Origin of the sequence: Kitasatospora setae KM-6054, from assembly GCF_000269985.1 — a bacterium.
GTDB lineage: Bacteria > Actinomycetota > Actinomycetes > Streptomycetales > Streptomycetaceae > Kitasatospora > Kitasatospora setae.
The window spans coordinates 4416784-4434716 of sequence record NC_016109.1 but is presented as its reverse complement, the minus strand read 5'-3'; the positions used below and the strand labels follow the sequence as shown (position 1 = coordinate 4434716).

At 74.6% G+C, this 17933-nt stretch carries 15 protein-coding genes; 9 read left to right on the top strand and 6 right to left on the bottom strand.

Annotated features, from left to right (window positions below; translation table 11 throughout):
- Window position 1: 1 nt before the first annotated feature.
- Both KSE_RS19615 and pdhA read right to left on the bottom strand, forming a co-directional pair.
- Entirely contained in the window at window positions 2–1009 is a 1008-nt protein-coding gene (locus KSE_RS19615) for an alpha-ketoacid dehydrogenase subunit beta (RefSeq protein WP_014137073.1), read from the bottom strand.
- Window positions 1006–2184: a pyruvate dehydrogenase (acetyl-transferring) E1 component subunit alpha gene (pdhA, locus tag KSE_RS19610; protein WP_033257670.1), complete on the bottom strand. Its 1179-nt coding sequence runs from the start codon at window positions 2182–2184 to the stop codon at window positions 1006–1008. Before pdhA ends, KSE_RS19615 begins: the two co-directional genes overlap by 4 nt.
- Window positions 2185–2331: 147 nt before the next feature.
- Here pdhA and KSE_RS19605 point away from each other — a divergent pair, with 147 nt between their 5' ends.
- Window positions 2332–2799: an Lrp/AsnC family transcriptional regulator gene (locus tag KSE_RS19605; protein ID WP_033257671.1), complete on the top strand. Its 468-nt coding sequence runs from the start codon at window positions 2332–2334 to the stop codon at window positions 2797–2799.
- 12 nt (window positions 2800–2811) lie between these two features.
- Here KSE_RS19605 and KSE_RS19600 read toward each other — a convergent pair whose 3' ends face one another.
- Genes KSE_RS19600 through KSE_RS19590 form a run of 3 tightly spaced genes read right to left on the bottom strand, consistent with a single transcriptional unit; the run spans window position 2812 to window position 5006 of the window.
- Complete coding sequence (locus tag KSE_RS19600) at window positions 2812–3333, bottom strand: hypothetical protein (protein WP_014137070.1); 522 nt, start codon at window positions 3331–3333, stop codon at window positions 2812–2814.
- Window positions 3330–3914 carry a TetR/AcrR family transcriptional regulator gene (locus tag KSE_RS19595; protein WP_014137069.1) on the bottom strand — a complete coding sequence of 195 codons (585 nt, stop codon included), beginning with the start codon at window positions 3912–3914 and terminating at the stop codon, window positions 3330–3332. The genes KSE_RS19600 and KSE_RS19595 overlap by 4 nt, the downstream gene beginning before the upstream one ends.
- 48 nt (window positions 3915–3962) lie before the next feature.
- A complete protein-coding gene (locus KSE_RS19590; RefSeq protein WP_014137068.1) occupies window positions 3963–5006 on the bottom strand; it encodes a glycosyltransferase family 2 protein in 1044 nt (347 codons plus the stop codon).
- A gap of 148 nt (window positions 5007–5154) precedes the next feature.
- On the opposite strand from KSE_RS19590, the gene KSE_RS19585 reads away from it, so the two are divergent.
- The 4 genes from KSE_RS19585 (at window position 5155) to KSE_RS19570 (ending at window position 9679) form a co-directional block, all read left to right on the top strand.
- A complete protein-coding gene (locus KSE_RS19585) occupies window positions 5155–6420 on the top strand; it encodes a glycosyltransferase family 39 protein (RefSeq protein WP_014137067.1) in 1266 nt (421 codons plus the stop codon).
- Between the two features lie 302 nt (window positions 6421–6722).
- Complete coding sequence (locus tag KSE_RS19580; protein WP_148283119.1) at window positions 6723–7166, top strand: hypothetical protein; 444 nt, start codon at window positions 6723–6725, stop codon at window positions 7164–7166.
- 99 nt (window positions 7167–7265) lie between these two features.
- Window positions 7266–8960, top strand: coding sequence for a phenylacetic acid degradation protein PaaN (gene paaN, locus KSE_RS19575; RefSeq protein WP_014137065.1), 1695 nt, complete (start codon window positions 7266–7268; stop codon window positions 8958–8960).
- Between the two features lie 152 nt (window positions 8961–9112).
- Window positions 9113–9679, top strand: a complete 567-nt coding sequence (locus KSE_RS19570; protein ID WP_014137064.1) for an AAA family ATPase — start codon at window positions 9113–9115, stop codon at window positions 9677–9679.
- Window positions 9680–9740: 61 nt separating this feature from the next.
- On the opposite strand, the gene KSE_RS19565 is transcribed toward KSE_RS19570, so the two are convergent.
- Window positions 9741–10976 (bottom strand): glycosyltransferase, encoded by a 1236-nt coding sequence (locus KSE_RS19565; protein ID WP_081539499.1) that lies wholly within the window; start codon window positions 10974–10976, stop codon window positions 9741–9743.
- Window positions 10977–11105: 129 nt separating this feature from the next.
- On the opposite strand from KSE_RS19565, the gene KSE_RS19560 reads away from it, so the two are divergent.
- From KSE_RS19560 to KSE_RS19545, 4 genes are all read left to right on the top strand, one after another.
- Entirely contained in the window at window positions 11106–12581 is a 1476-nt protein-coding gene (locus KSE_RS19560) for an FAD-dependent monooxygenase (RefSeq protein ID WP_014137062.1), read from the top strand.
- 177 nt (window positions 12582–12758) lie between these two features.
- Entirely contained in the window at window positions 12759–14936 is a 2178-nt protein-coding gene (locus KSE_RS19555) for a protease pro-enzyme activation domain-containing protein (RefSeq protein WP_014137061.1), read from the top strand.
- A gap of 249 nt (window positions 14937–15185) precedes the next feature.
- On the top strand, window positions 15186–16283 hold the full coding sequence (locus KSE_RS19550) for a hypothetical protein (protein WP_014137060.1): 1098 nt from the start codon (window positions 15186–15188) through the stop codon (window positions 16281–16283).
- 294 nt (window positions 16284–16577) lie between these two features.
- Entirely contained in the window at window positions 16578–17897 is a 1320-nt protein-coding gene (locus KSE_RS19545) for a peptidoglycan-binding protein (RefSeq protein ID WP_033257710.1), read from the top strand.
- The last annotated feature ends 36 nt before the right edge of the window (window positions 17898–17933 follow it).

Sequence of the window (17933 nt, the reverse complement as noted above, 5' to 3'; positions counted from 1 at the left end):
ATCACTCCTCCCATTGGAGCCGGGCGACGGCGTCCAGGATCCGGTCCACCCCGGGCAGGTGGTGGTGCTCCAGCATCGGCGGCGGGTACGGGATGTCGAAGCCGGTGACCCGCAGCACCGGCGCGGCCAGGTGGTGGAAGCACTTCTCGGTCAGCCGGGCGGCGATCTCCGCCCCGGCGCCGCCGAACCCGGCCGACTCGTGCACCACCACGGCCCGGCCGAGCGAGCGGACCACCGCGCAGGCGGTCTCCTCGTCGAACGGCACCAGCGAGCGCAGGTCGAGCACCGCCAGGTCCCACCCCTCGGCCTTCGCGGCCTCGGCGGCCTCCAGGCAGACCGGCAGCGAGGGCCCGTAGCTGACCAGCACCGCCGAGGTGCCGGGGCGGCGCAGCACGGCCCGGCCGACCGGCTCGACGGCGGCCGCCGGGTCCCACTCCGCCTTGCCCCAGTAGAGCCGCTTGGGCTCCAGGAAGACCACCGGGTCGTCGGAGGCGATCGACTCGCGGAGCAGCCCGTACGCGTCGGCGACGGTGGCGGGGGTGACCACGTGCAGGCCGGGGGTGTGCGCGTAGTACGCCTCGGAGGCGTCGCTGTGGTGCTCGACGCCGCCGATGCCGCCGCCGTACGGGATCCGGACGGTGATCGGCAGCGGGAGCTTCCCGGCGGTGCGGTTGCGCATCTTGGCGACGTGCGAGAACAGCTGCTCCAGCGCCGGGTAGGCGAAGGCGTCGAACTGCATCTCGACGACCGGGCGCAGCCCGTACATGGCCATGCCGACGGCGGTGCCGAGGATGCCGGCCTCGGCCAGCGGGGTGTCCAGGCAGCGGTCCGGGCCGAACTCGGCGGTCAGGCCGTCGGTGATCCGGAAGACGCCGCCGAGCGCGCCGACGTCCTCGCCGAGGACGTGCACGGTCCGGTCGGCGCGCATCGCGTCGCGCAGCGCGAGGTTGAGGGCCTGCGCCATGGTGCCGGTGCGCAGGCCGTGCTGTTCGGTGACGGCGGTGCTCATCGGCCGGGCACCCCGCTCCCGGTGCCGTCCTCGGCCTCGGCCTCGGCGGCGAGTTCGGCGGCCAGCCGGTCGGCCTGTTCGCGCAGTTGCTGGGTGGGTTCGGCGTAGACGTGCGCGAACAGCGACATCGGGTCGGGCGCGGGGTCGGTGTGGAACTCGGCGCGCATCCGGGCGGCCAGCCGCTCGGCCTGTTCGGCGGCGTCGGCGACCAGCCGCTCGTCGAGCAGGCCGCGCTCGCGCAGGGCGTCCTCCAGCAGCCGGACCGGGTCGTGCGCCCGCCAGGCGTCGACCTCCTCGGGCTGCCGGTAGCGGGTGGCGTCGTCGGCGTTGGTGTGCGCCTCGATCCGGTAGGTGAGCGCCTCGACCAGGGTGGGGCCGCCGCCGGCCCGGGCCCGCTCGACGGCCTCGGTGAGCACGGCGTGCACGGCCGCCGCGTCGTTGCCGTCGACCAGCCGGCCGGGCACGCCGTAGCCGACGGCCTTGTGGGCGAGGGTCGGCGCGGCGGACTGCCGGGTCAGCGGGACGGATATCGCGTAGCCGTTGTTCTGCACCAGGAACACCACGGGGGCGTGCAGCACGGCCGCGAAGTTCAGGCCCTCGTGGAAGTCGCCCTCGCTGGTGCCGCCGTCGCCGAGCAGGGCGAGCGCCACGGTGTCGTCGCCGGCCAGCCGGGCGGCGTGCGCCAGGCCGACGGCGTGCGGGACCTGCGTCGCCAGCGGGGTGCACAGCGGGGCGGTGCGGGTGGCGCGCGGGTCGTAGCCGGTGTGGGCGTCACCGCGCAGCAGGGTGAGCGCCTGCAGCGGGTCGACGCCGCGGGCGACCACGGCGAGGGTGTCCCGGTAGGACGGGAACAGCCAGTCGGCGGGGCGCAGCGCGAGCGCGGCGGCGACCTGGCAGGCCTCCTGGCCGGTGGAGGCCGGGTAGACGGCGAGCCGGCCCTGCTTGGTGAGGGTGGTGGCCTGCTGGTTGTAGCGGCGGCCGGCGACCAGCCGCCGGTACAGCTCGCGCAGCAGCTCCGGGTCGGTGCCGGCGGCCGCGGGGGTGCCCAGCACCCGGTACGGCTCGGCGTCGGGCAGCAGCGGGGCGGGGTCGGTGCGGGGCGCGGTGGCACCGGGCCGCCAGCCGGGGACGGGGGCGGCCTCGGCGGGCTGGTTCCTGTGGTCCAGGACGGTCATCTCGGGCACCTCCGGGGTGGTGGGGGCTCCCTACCGATTGTTCGGTCGTCTGTTCATCTTGACCATATCCCCGTCAAGACGGTGGACAGTCGGCCGAAAGGGGGGTCTGCTGGGGCCAGCACGTCCAATCGCGAGGGGTGGGGGGCCATGTCGGCTGAACAGGTGTCCAGGCTCGACCGGGTCGACCGCTCGATCCTGCGGCTGCTGCGGCAGGACGGCCGCGCCTCGATCCGCTCGGTGGCCGAGCGGGTGCACGTCTCCCGGGCGAACGCGTACGCCCGGATCTCCAGGATGGTCGACGACGGCGTGATCCGCGGCTTCACCGCCCGGGTCGACCACGAGAAGGCCGGGCAGGGCGCGTCCGCGTACGTCACGCTGCGGATCGTGCAGAACTCCTGGCGCACCGTGCGCGAGCAACTGCTGCGGCTGCCGGGGGTCGCGCACATCGCGCTGGTCGGCGGCGACTACGACGTGCTGATGCTGGTCCACACGGCGGACAACCGGGCGCTGCGCGAGCTGGTGCTGGGCAGCATCCAGTCGATCCCGGAGGTGCTGGGGACCCGCACCATGCTGGTCTTCGAGGAGACCGACCAGATCCCGGCGGACGGGCTGTAGGCCCTGCCCGGCTCAGTCCTCGCCGGTGGAGACGGCCACCACGGTGTACCCGTTCCCGATGCCGACCAGCGCGGCGTCGAAGGTCCAGACGGTGACCGGGCTCCAGCTCGCGTTGCGCCCGGCGGGCGGGGGGTGGGCGGCGTGGCCGTTGGCCCGCCAGTCGGCGTCCGGGCCGAGCAGTTCGGCCAGCGGTCCGGCCAGCACCCGGGCCTCCCGGACGGCGCTGAGCGAGCCGTACACCAGGTTCTGTCCGAGCGTGAAGGCCATCCAGTCCGCCGCGTCCGCCGCCGGGACGCGCACCTTGAGCCGTTCGTGCAGGTCCCGGGCGCTCGCGGGGCCGTGGTGCCGGCGGCGGCACCGGCAGGCGGCGAGCGGGTGCACCGTGCCGTCGGGCTCCAGCGCGTCCCAGCAGAGCCGGCCGTGGTCGAGGCCGCGGTCCTCGCCGATCACCACCCGCAGGTCCTCGGTGCGGCCGGTCCACTCGTCCAGCAGTGCGCGCAGCGCCGCCAGCTCGCCCGGCAGGTGGACGCTCACCGGGCGCGCAGGCCCTCGAAGGCGAACCGGGCGACCGCGTCGGGCAGCGCGTCGGCGCCGCGCTGGCCGGGGCGGTACCACTCGACCAGCGAGTTGACCGTGCCGAACAGCAGCCGGGTGGCCAGCCGGGGCTCGACGTCGGCGCGCAGCTGCCCGGCGGCGACGGCGGCCTGGACGAGTTCGGCGACCCGGTGGTCGAAGTCGCGGCGCCGCTCCAGCGCCCACAGCTCGGTGGCGGTGTTGCCGCGCACCCGCAGCAGCAGCGTCACGTACGGCAGTTCGGCGATCAGCACCTCGGCGGTGCGGCGCACCACGTGCTCCAGCCGGTCCACCGGGCGGCCCGCGGCGGCGGCCGGCTCGTCGAGGATCGCGAACAGCGCGTCCAGCGCCCGGCCGACGGCGAGCCGCAGCAGTTCCTCCTTGCCGCGCACGTGGTGGTAGATCGAGGACTTCGAGATCCCGGCGGCCCTGGACAGGTCCTCCATCGAAGTGCCGTCGTAGCCGCGTTCGTTGAAGACCCGCACGGTGACGGCGAGCAGCGAGTCGACGGTGTAGGCGGCGCGCGTGGAGTGGTCGGCCATGCTGACGAGTATCCCCGGGCCGGGCGCGCCGCGCCCCGGGGGGTGGCCTCAGCCGCCGAGCCCGGCTCCGGGCCCGCTACCGCTCCCGGCGCCGAGCCCGGCGCCGGTCTCCCCGGCGGTGTCCCGGGCGGTGTCCCGGGCGGTGTCCCGGGCGGTGTCCTCGGCGATGAAGTAGGCGGGGCGGCGCTGCACCGCGGTGTAGATCCGGGCCACGTACTCGCCGAGCAGGCCGACGCAGATCAGCTGGATGCCGCCGATGAACAGCAGGCCGACGAAGAGCGAGGTCCAGCCGGGCACGGTGGCGCCGAACAGGTAGACGGTGAGCGAGAAGCCGAGCAGCAGCAGGCAGGTGAAGAAGGCGACGGTGCCGAGCCAGGTGGCCAGCCGCAGCGGGGCGGCGGAGAAGCCGGTGACGCTGTCCAGGGCGAGCCGGACCATCTTGGCCAGCGGGTACTTGGTGCTGCCGGCCACCCGCTCCTCGCGGACGTAGCGCACCTCGCCGCTGGGGAAGCCCAGCCAGGGCACCAGCAGCCGGTAGACCCGCTGCTGGTCGGGGAGTTCCTTGAGCGCCTCGACGGCCTCCCGGCTGAGCAGCCGGAAGTCGCCCGCGTTGGCCGGGACCTGGCGGCCGACCAGGCGGCGCATCAGCCAGTAGTAGCCGCCGGCCGTCCAGCGCTTGAAGCCGGTGTCGGTGGAGCGGTCCTCGCGCACCCCGTAGACGATGTCCAGGCCCTCGGCGCGGGCGAGTTCCAGCATCTCGGGGATCTTCTCCGGCGGGTCCTGGAGGTCGGCGTCGATGCTGGCCACGTAGTCGCCGACGGCGTGGTCGAGGCCGGCGGTGAGCGCCGCCTGGTGGCCGCTGTTGCGGCGCAGCCGGACCATCCGCAGCTCGGGCCAGTCGGCGGCCAGGTCGCGCAGCAGGGCGGCGGTCTTGTCGGCGCTGCCGTCGTCCACCGCGACCACCTCGTAGCGGACGCCCAGGCCGTCCAGGACGGGCCGCATCCGGGCGGCGAAGGAGGGGAGCGCGTCCTCCTCGTTGTACATCGGGACGACCACCGACAGCAGGGTGCCCGCTCGCGCCGCCGCGCTCATCTGTCTCTCCCGCCGGGTGGTGACGTCCGTCTGTTGCTGGGGAGTGTAGCCACGTGCCCTCCCATCAGGTACAGACCAGAGGTATGTGCCGTAGGCTCGCCCGAGCATCCGGGCGGCCCGGCGGGGCCCGAGACCCAGACAGGACCTGATGGCGATGGCAGCGAGCCCCGACACCGAAGTGGTCGAGCGACCGGACCCGCCCGCGGACGCCGGCACGGCGCAGGAGGGTCCGCGCGCCTGGCTGCGCCGGGCGGCGGCCGAGTACGGGCCGGCCCTGGCGGTGTTCGCGGCGGTCCGGCTGATCGCCTTCACCAGCTTCATGTGGCTGCTGTCCTGGTCGGGCGAGTACCTGACGAAGAACCCGAGGTTCGGCGGCGGCAAGCACGTCTGGGACGTGCTCGGCGGCTGGGACGGCTGGTGGTACCAGCAGGTCGCGCTGAACGGCTACGACCCGAAGCTGGTGCCGACCACCTCCGGGCCGTGGACGCTGGAGCAGAACTCGGTCGCGTTCTTCCCGCTGTACCCCGGCATGATCAAGATGGTCTCGACGGTGACCGGCCTGGGCCCGCAGGGCGCGGGCATCGCGGTGTCGGTGCTGTCCTCGTTCGTCGCGGCGGCCGGCGTCTACGCGGTGGCCAAGCTGCTGGCCGGGCGGCGGGCGGCGGTGATCGCGGCCGGCGTGTGGGGCGTCTTCCCGGGCTCGGGCGTGGAGTGGGCGGTCTACTCGGACTCGCTGTTCGTCGCGCTGGCCGCCTGGGCCTGCTACTTCGTGCTGACCCGCAACTGGCTGGCCGCGGGCGTCACCTCGTTCGTCGCCGGCCTGAACCGCCCGACCTCGGCCGCGCTGGCCGCCGCGGTCGGCGTGGCCGCGCTGATCGCGCTGTGGAAGCGGAAGGACGGCGTGCTCGGCCCGCTGTCCGCGCTGGTGATCGCCCCGCTCGGGTTCGTCGGCTACATCGCCTGGGCCAGCTGGCGGATGGGCAGTTGGAGCGCCTACTTCGAGCTGCAGCGCGGCGCCTGGCTGCACTACTTCGACTGGGGCAAGCACACCGGCAACGTGATCGAGAACCTGCTCTTCGGTCACCACGACTACATCTTCGGCTACCCCACCGAGGACCTGATCGCGCTGTTCCTGGTGTTCAGCCTGCCGATCCTGATCTTCCTGCTGGTCCGGATGCGCCCGCCGGTCTTCCTGCTCGTCTACACCGGCATCACCATCGTGCTGGTCCTCGGCAGCCAGCAGATCTTCGGCAACACCTCGCGCTACCTGCTGCCCTGCTTCCCGCTCTTCCTGCCGATCGCGGTCGCCCTCAAGCGGCTCTCCCGCGCGTCGCTGGCGGTGACCCTGGGCACGATCGCGGCGGCCTCCGGCTGGTACGCCGGCTACGTCCTGTTCGAGCTGGGCATCCCGTAACCGGCGGTCAAGCCGGGGTGAAGAACCGCCGCCCGGTGCGCGGGGCCCACTCCGCGCACCGGCATGCTCACGCATCCGCTCCCGGTACGAACGAACCACGGACGCACCGCATGCGCACCACCCGGCCGTCGGGCCGCCCGCGCCCTCGCCGCCCTCGCCCTGGGCGGGCCGGCCGCCTGCGGCCCGACGACCGCCCCGGGAGCCGCGGCCCCGTCCCCGCCTCCCCGACGCCGACCGGTCAGCCCGCGGCCGAGGTCGCCGCGAACGCCAGGGCCGCGGGCGCCCGGCTGCACAGCGCCACCATGGCCATCAGCCTCCCGGGCCACGACGGCGGCCCGCTGGAGGGCACCTTCTCCGCCGACACCGACGGCGGCCGCACCGGGCACGTCGCCATCACCGGCATGGGCGCGGCCGGCACCTGGTTCCCGGACACCCCCGGCGACCCGTTGGACTCCTCCTCCTGCTGCGAGCCGGACCTGCGGATCCAGCGGCAGGCCGGCCTGAACGAGGACGGCACCCCCGGCCGGAACCTGGCCGCCGCCGCCCCCCGGCGGGTCGACGGGGTGCCGACCGGCACCGTCACGCCGACCGACCCCCGGGGCCTGCTAGTCCGCTACGACATCGCCGCCGAGGGCGAGCCGCGGGTGCTGTCGACGGAGAGCGGCGCCGGGAACACGACCGCGCGGTTCAACGGCTTCGACCAGCCGGTGCGGGCCGCCGCGCCGGCCGCCCCCCGGCGCGGCTGAGGCCCGCGCCCGGCCGGAAAGCCCGGCAGGGCCCTTGCACCGACCGATCGTTCGGTTACCCTGAGGAGCGTCCCGCCCCGCCCCCGTGAGGAGCGCACCATGGCCGCTGCGACCCCCGCCCTGCCGGTCGCCGAACTGCTCGCCCGCCACCAGGACACCCTCGACCGCGCGCTGACCGCGATCGCCGAACGCGACTACTGGTCGCCGTACCCGGAGTTCCCCAAGGCGTACGGCGAGAGCGCCGCCGCCGACGGCAAGGCCGCCTTCGAGGCGCTGCTGGGGCGGGAGTTCGAGCTGCCCGGCCACCCCGGCGGCGGCACCCCGGTGACCGGCGAGAGCTCCCCGTACGGCCTCGAACTCGGCGTCTCCTACCCGCACGCCGAGCCGGACGCGCTGCTGGCCGCGCTGGCGGCGGCCCGGCCCGGCTGGGCGCGGGCGACGCCGGCCGAGCGGGCCGCGGTCTGCCTGGAGGTGCTGGCCCGGATCAACGCCCGCTCGCACGAGTTCGCGCAGGCCGTGACGCACACCACCGGCCAGGCGTACGGCATGGCCTTCCAGGCCGGCGGCCCGCACGCGCAGGACCGCGGCCTGGAGGCGGTGGCGTACGCGTACGCCGAGCAGACCCGGCTGCCCCGCTCGGCGCGCTGGACGAAGCCGCAGGGCAAGCGCGAACCCCTGGTGCTGACCAAGGAGTTCACCGTCGTCCCGCGCGGCACCGCGCTGCTGGTCGGCTGCAACACCTTCCCGACCTGGAACGGCTACCCGGGCCTGTTCGCCTCGCTGGCCACCGGCAACGGCGTGCTGGTCAAGCCGCACCCGCGCGCGGTGCTGCCGCTGGCGCTGACCGTCCGGATCGCCCGCGAGGTGCTCGCCGAGGCCGGCTTCGACCCGAACCTGGTCTGCCTGGCCGCCGAGCACGAGGGCTCGGCGATCGCCAGGACGCTGGCGCTGCGGCCGGAGGTGAAGCTGATCGACTACACCGGCTCCACCGGCTTCGGCGACTGGCTGGAGGACAACGCCCGGCAGGCGCGGGTCTACACCGAGAAGGCCGGCGTCAACACCGTCGTCATCGACTCCACCGACGACTACCGCGGCATGCTGGACAACCTGGCGTTCGCGCTCAGCCTGTACAGCGGCCAGATGTGCACCACCCCGCAGAACCTGCTGATCCCGCGCACCGGCATCCGCACCGAGGGCGGCGAGCGCTCCTACGAGCAGGTGGTCGCCGACCTCGCCGCCGCGATCGAGGGCCTGCTCGGCGACGACGCCCGGGCCGCCGCGATCCTCGGCGCCGTGGTCAACCCGGCCGTGCTGGCCCGCAGCGCCGCCGCCGCCAGCGGCGAACTGGGCGAACCCGCCCTCGCGCCGAGGGTGGTGGCCTCCGCCGAGTTCCCCGGCGCGACCATCCGCACCCCCGCCCTGCTGAAGGCCGACGCCGACAAGCCGGACGACCGCGCCCGCTTCCTGACCGAGTGCTTCGGCCCGGTCTCCTTCGCGGTCGCCGTCGAGTCCACCGCCGCCGCCGTCGACCTGCTGCGCCGCACCACCACCGAGCACGGCGCGATGACCGCCGGCGCCTACACCACCGACCCGGCCGTCGAGTCGGCCCTGGTCGACGCCTGCCTGGAGGCCGGCGTCTCGCTCTCGCTCAACCTGACCGGCGGCGTCTACGTCAACCAGACCGCCGCCTTCTCCGACCTGCACGGCACCGGCGCCAACCCGGCCGCCAACTCGGCGTACTGCGACGCCGCGTTCGTCGCCGACCGGTTCCGGGTCGTCGAGGTCCGCAAGTAGCCCGGGCCGTCCCCGCGGGTCCCGCCCGGTGAAGGCCACGGGCGGGGCCGGCGGGGGCGGTCGCCGAACCGGCCGGCCCCCGCCGACCCCCGACCACCCGGCAGAATGTGCGTGGCCGTCACCACCCGGGTGGGCCGGAACAGGGGGCGGCAGTGCGGGAACTCGGTTCCGCGGTGATCCTGGTCACCGGGGTCATGGCGTCCGGCAAGTCCACCGTCGCCCACCTGCTGGCCGAGCGGCTCCCGCGCTCCGTGCACCTGCGCGGCGACGGCTTCCGCCGGATGATCGTGTCCGGCCGCGAGGACTTCACCCCCCGGCCGTCCGCCGAGGCCACCGCGCAGCTGCACCTGCGCTACCGGGCGGCCGCGGCGGTCGCCGACCTGTACGCGGGAGCGGGCTGGACCGTCGTCACCCAGGACGTCGTCCTGGGCGAACACCTCGACGCCTACCTCGACCTGGTGACGACCAGACCGCTCTACCTGGTCGTCCTCGCCCCGACCCCCGCCGAGGTCGCCCGCCGGGAGGCCGGCCGCCCCAAGCACGGCTACCGCGGCCCCTGGACGGTCGAACTCCTCGACGAGGCCCTGCGCCGCACCCCGCGCAAGGGCCTCTGGCTGGACACCTCCCACCAGACCCCCGCCCAGACCGCGGACCGGATCCTCGCCGACCTCCCCGCCGCCCGCGTCGACACCGGGCCGGAGGTGGGCGACGGCACGTGACCGACGGGCAGCGGGCCCGGTCCGGAGAGGAGGAGGGGCGGAGGGGTCGGGGTGCGTCCGCTCAGGCGCGCCGCGGGTTGAAGACCCACACCCGCAGCAGGACGAACCGCGCCAGCGTCGCGGCCGCGTTGGCCGCGACCAGCACCGCGAGTTCGACGCCGTGCCCGGCGTCCGGCGAGGCGAGGTGCAGTGCGGTGACGGCGCCGCTGGTCAGGGCCAGGCCGACCAGGAAGGCCAGTCCGCCCTCCAGTTGGTGTCTGAGGGCGTCCCGGCGGCCGGTCACGCCGAAGGTGAAGCGCCGGTTGGCGGCGGTGTTGAAGACGGCGGTGACGGCCAGCGCCAGCGCGTTGGCGGCCAGCGCGGGGACGAGCTGCCGCAGTCCCAGGTAGAGCAGCAGGTAGGCGAGCGTGCACAGGCCGCCGATCGCCGCGAAGCTGACGGACTGCCAGCCCAGGCCGGGCGGCACCCTGGCCTGCCGGACCAGGTCGGGCAGGTCGACGCTGCCGCGCCCGGCCAGGGTGCGCCGGGCGACCCGGGCCATGCCCCTGAGGTCGTCGATCACCGTGCGGACGATGTCCACCCGGCTGTCCGGGTCGTCCACCCAGTCGACCGGCACCTCGTGGATCCGCAGTCCGGAGGCTTCGGCGAGCAGCAGCAGCTCGGTGTCGAAGAACCAGGCGTCGTCCTCGACCTGGTCGAGCAGCCGCTTGACCACCTCGGTGCGGCCGGCCTTGAACCCGCACTGGGCGTCGGAGAACTTGGCCGCCATGGTGGCCCGCAGCAGGAAGTTGTAGGTCCGCGAGATGAACTCCCGCTTGGGGCCGCGGACCACCGCCGAGCCCCGGTGCAGCCGGCTGCCGATCGCCAGGTCGCTGTGGCCGGAGAGCAGCGGCGCGACCAGGGGCAGGAACGCCTCCAGGCCGGTCGACAGGTCGACGTCCATGTAGGCCACCACGTCGGCCTCGCTGGCGCCCCACGCCTGGCGCAGCGCCCGGCCGCGGCCCTTGAGGTCGAGGTGCACGGCGCGCACCGGCCCGAGCTCGGCGGCGAGCGCGGTGGCGACCTCCCAGGTGGCGTCCACCGAGGCGTTGTCCGCCACCGTGATCAGGTAGTCGTACGGGAACGTCTCCGCGAGGTAGGCGTGCAGCTCACGGACGCAGCGCTCCAGCGAGTGCTGCTCGTTGTACACGGGTACGACGATCTCCACGAGCCTGGTCCTGACCACGGTGTCGGCCGGGTCCCGGCCGTCGACCGCCGGAACGGACCGCGGGGTCTGGCGCATCGCTGGCTGTGTCATGGAAAGGAGGTTCACAGCCCCTGATGGGCCCGCGATGATGGCAGTCTGAGAGCCCGCTGAGAACCCGGCGCCGCGGGACGGCGGCCCGGGGCCCGGCCGGCCGCGCGGCAAGACGAACGGGAGTGACGGATGTCCGAGACGGAGTTCACCGCCGACGTGCTGGTGGTCGGCGCCGGCCCGACCGGCCTGCTGCTGGCCGGCGACCTGGCCGCGGCCGGGCTGCGCGTGACGGTGCTGGAGAAGCGGGCCGAGGAGTCCGGCCTGACCAGGGCGTTCGCCGTGCACGCCCGCAGCCTGGAGCTGCTGGACGCCCGCGGCCTGGCCGACGAGCTGATCGCCACCGGCCGGGCGGTGCCCTCGCTGCGGCTGTTCGGCCGGATCCGGGTCGACCTGGCGAACCTGCCCACCCGCTTCCCGTTCGTGCTGGTCACCCCGCAGTACAACACCGAGCGGGTGCTGCGCGAGCGGGCCGTCAAGGCCGGTGCCGACCTGCGCCGCGGCGCCGAGGTGACCGGCCTGCGGCAGGACGCCGGCGGTGTCGTGCTGACCGCCCGGACCGCCGACGGCGAGCGGGAGTTCCGGGCCCGGTACGCGGTCGGCGCGGACGGCGCGCACTCGGCGGTGCGCGACCTGCTGGGCATCCCGTTCCCCGGCGAGTCCGTGGTGCGCTCGGTGATGCTGGCCGACGTCCGGCTGGCGGACGAGCCCGAGGAGCCGCTGACGGCGGGCGCGGGCGAGGCCGGGTTCGCCTTCCTGGCGCCGTTCGGCGACGGCTGGTACCGGGCGATCGGCTGGAGCCGCGAGGACCAGGCGGCGGACTCCGACCCGGTGGTGCTGGGCGAACTCGCCGACCTGCTGCGCGAGGTGACCGGCCGTGACCTGGGGGTGGGGGAGGCCCGCTGGACCTCGCGCTTCCACAGCGACGAGCGGCAGGCCGCCAGTTACCGCTCCGGCCGGGTCTTCCTGGCCGGCGACGCCGCGCACTGCCACTCCCCGGCCGGCGGCCAGGGCCTGAACACCGGCCTGCAGGACGCCGCCAACCTGGGCTGGAAGCTGGTCGCCGCCGTCCGCGGCTGGGCCCCGGACGCCCTGCTGGACACCTACCAGACCGAGCGGCACCCGGTCGGCCGGGCCGTGCTGCGCTCCTCCGGCGCGCTGGTCCGGCTCGCCCTGGGCCGGCACGCCCCGACCCGGGCGCTGCGCTCGGCGCTCGGCGCGGCCGGCGGCCACCTCGGCCCGCTGGCCGAGCTGGGCGCCAAGCAGGTCTCCGGCATCGGCTACGCCTACCCGGCCGAGAAGGGCGCCCACCCGCTGGTCGGCCGCCGGGTCCCCGACCTGCGGCTGGCGGTGGACGTGCCGGGCGGCCCGGCCCGGCTGCACGAGGCGCTGCGCTCCGGCAAGGCGGTGCTGGTCAGCAACGACGAGCTGTCGGTGGCCGACTCCTGGGCGGAGCGGGTGGTCACCGCCGCCCCGGCCGACCCGCACGGCAAGCTGCGCGACACCGTGCTGCTGGTCCGTCCGGACGGGCACGCGGCCTGGGCCTGCGCCGACCCGACCCGGGGCGAGCTGCGGGCGGCGCTGAGCCAGTGGCTGGGGCGCCCCTGACATTCAGTTCCGCCGGCCCGCGAATTGAACCAATTCACTGAATTGTCCGACACTTTCACAGTTGACTGTTTTTTAGTAAGCAATTGCCCGGCCATGGGCCCATTCCTGTGAGCTCTCTGAGAGATTCTGGCGAGCGTTTTCGAAACCCGGAACGCCGCCAGATTTCCGGAGGAGCCCGTGCGACCCCGCTCGCTCGCCCTTGCCGCCGCCCTCGCGGTCCTTCCCCTCGCCGCGATCAGCCTGGGAGCCGTCCCCGCCCAGGCCGCGCCGTCCCCGAACGCCACCGCCCGGGTGGCCCTGCCGCAGACCGTCACCCCGGCCGTCGCCCGCTCGCACCGGCAGGGCGACGTGCCGGCCGACCGCGAGATATCCGTGGCGGTCTCGCTGAAATTGCGGAACACCGCCGAACTGGACCGTTTCCTGACCGCGGTCGCCACCCCCGGCACCGCCGAGTACGGGCACTACCTGACGCCCGCGCAATTCACCGACCGATTCGGACCGACCGCGGCCGACGTCGAACGGGTCCGGGCGTTCCTCACCGCCCAGGGCCTGCGGGTCGACTCGGTCAGCGCCAACCGCCAGGTGGTGAACGCCACCGGCACCAGCGCCCGGCTGTCCGCCGCGTTCGGCACCCACGAGTCGACGTACACCGACCCGCAGCAGGGCGGCCGGGCGTTCTTCGCCAACGACGCCGCCGCCTCGGTCCCGGCCGAGCTGGCCGGCCTGGTCGAGGGCGTCAGCGGCCTGAACGACCACACCGTGCGCACCAGCCGGATCGCCAAGCCCGGCGCGGCCGCCCCGCAGGCCACCCCGCTGGCCACCCCGTCCGGCTTCGGCCCGGCCGCCTACGACGGCGCGTACCGGCTGAACCAGCTGGGCGCGGACGGCACCGGCTCGACCGTCGCGCTCTGGGAGTTCGACGGCTACAAGTCCGACAACCTGACCGCCTACGACAGCCAGTTCGGCCTGTCCGGCCCGGCGGTGAGCACCGTGTCGGTGGACGGCGCGAACTACGACTCGGCGCCCGGCGGCGGCCAGGGCGAGGTGGAGCTGGACTCCGAGATCGTCCGCGGCGTCGCCCCGAAGGCCACCCAGCTGGTGTACGAGGCGCCCAACAGCGACCAGGGCGAGATCGACATGGCGGCGAAGATCGTCGCGGACAACCGGGTCTCGGTCATCTCGATCTCCTGGGGCTCCTGCGAGCCGGACACCACGGCCGCCTCGATGACGGCGGTGAACAACTCCTTCAAGCAGGCCGCCGCCCAGGGCATCTCGATCTTCTCGGCCTCCGGCGACGACGGCTCCCGGGACTGCACCCGCTCGACCTCGGGCTCCACCGTGAAGGCCGTGGACTTCCCCGCCTCCAGCCCGTACAACACCGGGGTCGGCGGCACCAACCTGAAGGTCTCCGGCACCGCCTACGCCTCGGAGAGCGCCTGGTCGACGGCGGGCGGCGGCGTCTCCACCCAGTTCGCCAAGCCGAGCTGGCAGACCGGCACCAACGTCACCGGCACCCTGCGCACCGTCCCGGACGTCTCCTCGAACGCCGACCCGAACAGCGGCTTCGCGATCTACACCCAGGGCAGCACCAGCCCCGGCTGGCAGGTCTACGGCGGCACCTCGGCGGCCGCCCCGCTGTGGTCCGGCTTCGCCGCGCTGTACAACCAGAAGGCGCTGGCCGCCGCCAAGCCGGTGCTCGGCGAGGCCAACCCGAAGATCTACGCCGTCGCCAACTCCGCCTCGTACGGCGGCGCCTTCCACGACGTCACCACCGGCGCCAACCAGGACTTCCCGGCCAAGGCCGGCTACGACCAGGTCACCGGCTGGGGCACCCCGGTCGCCGACGGCCTGGCCGCAGCGCTGCTCGGCTCCGGCGGCACCACCCCGCCGCCCACCGGCTGCACCGCCGCCCAGCTGCTCGGCAACCCGGGCTTCGAGACCGGCACCGCCGCACCGTGGACCTCCTCCACCGGCGTGGTCGACAACAGCGCCTCCGAGGCCGCGCACGGCGGCTCCTGGAAGGCGTGGCTGAACGGCTACGGCTCGGCCCACACCGACACCCTGAGCCAGTCGGTGGCGGTCCCGGCCGGCTGCGCCGCCAAGCTGACCTTCTGGCTGCACGTCGACACCGCCGAGACCAGCACCACCACCGCGTACGACAAGCTGACCGTCTCGGTCAACGGCACCACCGCCGCGACCTACTCCAACCTGGACCACAACACCGGCTACGCGCAGCGGACGGTCGACCTGTCCGGGTACGCCGGGCAGACCGTCACGGTGAAGTTCACCGGCGTCGAGGACGCCTCGCTGCAGACCTCGTTCGTGGTCGACGACACCGCGCTCACGGTGTCCTGACCCCTCGTCCGCACCGCTGCCGGAGGCCCTGGGCAGAGCCTCCGGCAGCGGTGTGTCCGGAGTGTTTCCGGTTCGATCCGCGCGCGAAATAGTTGTCGTGACCACTGTCATATGTCCGGATTGATGACGTAGCCTCTCAACCCTCAATAGGGTTCCCACACGCTCGGCGGCGCACCACCGAAGCCCCGTCGACGCACCGTGGAGCCGGGGGGCGATCCCGCCGAACCCGCCGGGTGGGGAAGGTGTCGCATGGGTTCACAACAACCGCAGCACTCCGGCCGGCTCCGCCTGGTCGGCCAGCGCGAGCACAGCGGCGAGCACGGCGGTGAGCGCAACGGCGAGCGCAACGGCGGGCACAGCGGCGAGCAGCCGCCGTCCGAAGCCCGGATATCCGCCCCGGGCGGGCCCGCCGCCGCGCCCGCGGGGATGTCCGCGGCCGCGGCGCCGGCCGCCCGGGGCGGCTTCGCCGAGGTGCTGAACGCCGCGATCGAGAGCAGCGGCCTGAGCCTGGACCGGATCCGGGCGGCGCTCGCCAAACAGGGCGTCAGGGTCAGCGTCACCACCCTCAGTTACTGGCGGCGCGGCCGCAGCCAGCCCGAGCGCGCCACCTCGCTGCGCGCGGTCCACCTGCTGGAGGAGCTGCTCGGCCTGCGGCACAGCGCGCTCACCGCGCTGCTCGGCCCGCCCCGCCCGCGCGGCCGCTGGGTCACCCAGGGCCCGGCCCCCGACGGCCTGCGGCTGGAGCAGGTCTGGCCGGGCCAGGACGAGCTGGTCGAGGTCTTCGCCGAGCTGGACGCCCCGCCGGCCGGCCAGCTGGAGCGCCAGTCCATCCACGACGCCTACTACGTCGACGCCTCCCGGCGCGGCTACCTGCTGCGGATGCGCCAGGTGGTCCGGGCCACCGTGGACGGCGTCACCCGGCACGTGGTGGTGCACAAGGCGGACGAGGGCGTCGAGAGCTGCCCCGAGGTCACCGCCGTCCGGCACGCCCGGCTCGGCCGGGTCCGCCGCCGCCCGCTGAGCGGCCTGCTGGTCGCCGAGCTGCTGCTGGACCGGCCGCTGGCCCTCGGGGACACCACCGTCCTGGAGTACGAGGTGCACATCCCCGACTCCGGGCCCACCATCGACTACGGGCGGTTCTTCCCCGCGCCGGTGCGGGAGTACGTCCTCCAGGTCCACTTCGACCCCGGCACCGTTCCCGTCCAGTGCGAGCGCTTCGACCGCGCCCCCGGCACCGAGGTCGACCGGCACCGCGAGCCGCTGTGGATCGGCGCCTCGGCCAGCGCGCACGTGCTCACCGCCGACCAGCAGCCGGGCCAGGTGGGCATCCGCTGGCAGTGGGAGTAGCGCCGCACTCCTCCGCTTCCCTCCCCATTCTTCCCCATCCTTCCCTTTCGGGACCATTCCTTCCCTTTTGCTCCCTTTCCTTCCACTTTGTCACCTTTCGCACCATTGGCGTGCTTTGTCCACCCGTCAGCACCGGATCCGCCGCTCCCCCGCGCCACGCCCGACCCCGCGGGGCGCGCGTTCACCCGAACCGCCCTGCCCGGGAGCCGACCGGCTGGTCCGCACCGCCCCCGCCGAGGAACGTGAGTCCCACTCACCGCGCTCACCGAGGAAAGGCGGGTCCCACCCGTGCTGATGGAGTTCAGCGACGTCGAACCGGACGACTCCTGCGCCTGCGGCGGCTGCGCCGACCGCCGCCGCTCCCGGCTGCTGGCCGCCCGCTCCGGCCCGCGCACCGCCCCGCGCCGGGCCCGCCGGGCGGCCGTCCTGCTGGCCGCCGCCGGCAGCGTGCTGGGCGGCGCCGCGGCCTCGGTGGCCGCCGCGGCCGCGCCGCGCACCGACAGCAGCCCGCTGATACCCGACTCCCCGCAGGGCGGGGTGGCCGGCCCGTACGGCGCGGACGCCGCCCGCCGCTCGATAGCCCCGCAGCCCGCCACCACCCGGGCCGAGATCATGCGGCGGGCGCAGACCTGGGTCGACCAGAAGGTGCCGTACAGCATGAGCAGGTACTGGTCGGACGGCTACCGCCAGGACTGCTCGGGCTTCGTCTCGATGGCCTGGGGCCTGGGCAGCAGCCAGACCACCTGGACGCTGCCGGACTTCGCCGAGCGGATCGGCAAGGACGACCTGCAGCCGGGCGACGCGCTGGTCTACAACAACCCGAAGGACCCGGAGGGCGGCTCGCACACCGTCCTGTTCGGCGGCTGGCTGGACGCCGCGCACACCCGCTACACCGCCCTGGAGCAGACCCGCCCGGGCACCACCAGGCGCAGCACCCCGTACGCGTACTGGAGCAACGCGGGCGGCTACCTCCCGTACCGCTACAAGGGGCTGAGCCAGCCGATGCCGGCCCCCGAGGACGCGGACGCCTTCCCGGGGGCGGACAAGTTCGGCCCGGGGAAGGTCAACCCGTACGTGACCCGGCTGGGAAGGATGCTGGTCGAGCGCGGCGGCGGCCGGTTCTACCGGGAGGGGCCCAGCCCGGACTGGGGCGAGGCCGACCGGCAGGCCACCGAGGCGTTCCAGCTGGCCCAGGGCTGGCGCGGCGCCGAGGCCGACGGCTACCCGGGCAAGGACACCTGGGACTTCCTGGTCCACCACAAGGGCAAGGACATCGCGCCCGCCGCCACCCCGGGCACCCCGAGCACCCCGAGCACGCCGACGACCCCGACGACGCCCCCGCCGCCGGCCCCCAAGCCCCCGCCGCCCGCCGCCGTCCCGCCCTTCCCGGGCGCCGACCGGTTCGGCCCCGGCCGGGTCAACGACGACGTGCTGCTGCTCGGCCGGCAGCTGGTGGCCAAGGGCCACGGCGCCGCCTACCGGGAGGGCCCGAGCCGGGACTGGGGCGAGGCCGACCGGGCCTGCGTCCGGTCCTTCCAGCTCGCCCAGGGCTGGACCGGCGCCGAGGCCGACGGCTACCCGGGCCCGCACACCTGGCGGCTGCTGTTCTCCTGAGCCCGGCCGGCGGGAGCGCGCGCAGGACGGCGGGAG

Excerpts from the sequence above, each read along its gene's own strand:
- KSE_RS19545 (WP_033257710.1), top strand. The coding sequence starts at position 16,578 with ATGGAGTTCAGCGACGTCGAACCGGACGACTCCTGCGCCTGCGGCGGC.
- KSE_RS19580 (WP_148283119.1), top strand. The coding sequence starts at position 6,723 with ATGGCCATCAGCCTCCCGGGCCACGACGGCGGCCCGCTGGAGGGCACC.
- KSE_RS19590 (WP_014137068.1), bottom strand. The coding sequence starts at position 5,006 with ATGAGCGCGGCGGCGCGAGCGGGCACCCTGCTGTCGGTGGTCGTCCCG.
- KSE_RS19560 (WP_014137062.1), top strand. The coding sequence starts at position 11,106 with ATGTCCGAGACGGAGTTCACCGCCGACGTGCTGGTGGTCGGCGCCGGC.
- KSE_RS19605 (WP_033257671.1), top strand. The coding sequence starts at position 2,332 with ATGTCGGCTGAACAGGTGTCCAGGCTCGACCGGGTCGACCGCTCGATC.
- KSE_RS19615 (WP_014137073.1), bottom strand. The coding sequence starts at position 1,009 with ATGAGCACCGCCGTCACCGAACAGCACGGCCTGCGCACCGGCACCATG.
- KSE_RS19595 (WP_014137069.1), bottom strand. The coding sequence starts at position 3,914 with ATGGCCGACCACTCCACGCGCGCCGCCTACACCGTCGACTCGCTGCTC.
- pdhA (WP_033257670.1), bottom strand. The coding sequence starts at position 2,184 with ATGACCGTCCTGGACCACAGGAACCAGCCCGCCGAGGCCGCCCCCGTC.
- KSE_RS19565 (WP_081539499.1), bottom strand. The coding sequence starts at position 10,976 with ATGACACAGCCAGCGATGCGCCAGACCCCGCGGTCCGTTCCGGCGGTC.
- paaN (WP_014137065.1), top strand. The coding sequence starts at position 7,266 with ATGGCCGCTGCGACCCCCGCCCTGCCGGTCGCCGAACTGCTCGCCCGC.
- KSE_RS19550 (WP_014137060.1), top strand. The coding sequence starts at position 15,186 with ATGGGTTCACAACAACCGCAGCACTCCGGCCGGCTCCGCCTGGTCGGC.
- KSE_RS19585 (WP_014137067.1), top strand. The coding sequence starts at position 5,155 with ATGGCGATGGCAGCGAGCCCCGACACCGAAGTGGTCGAGCGACCGGAC.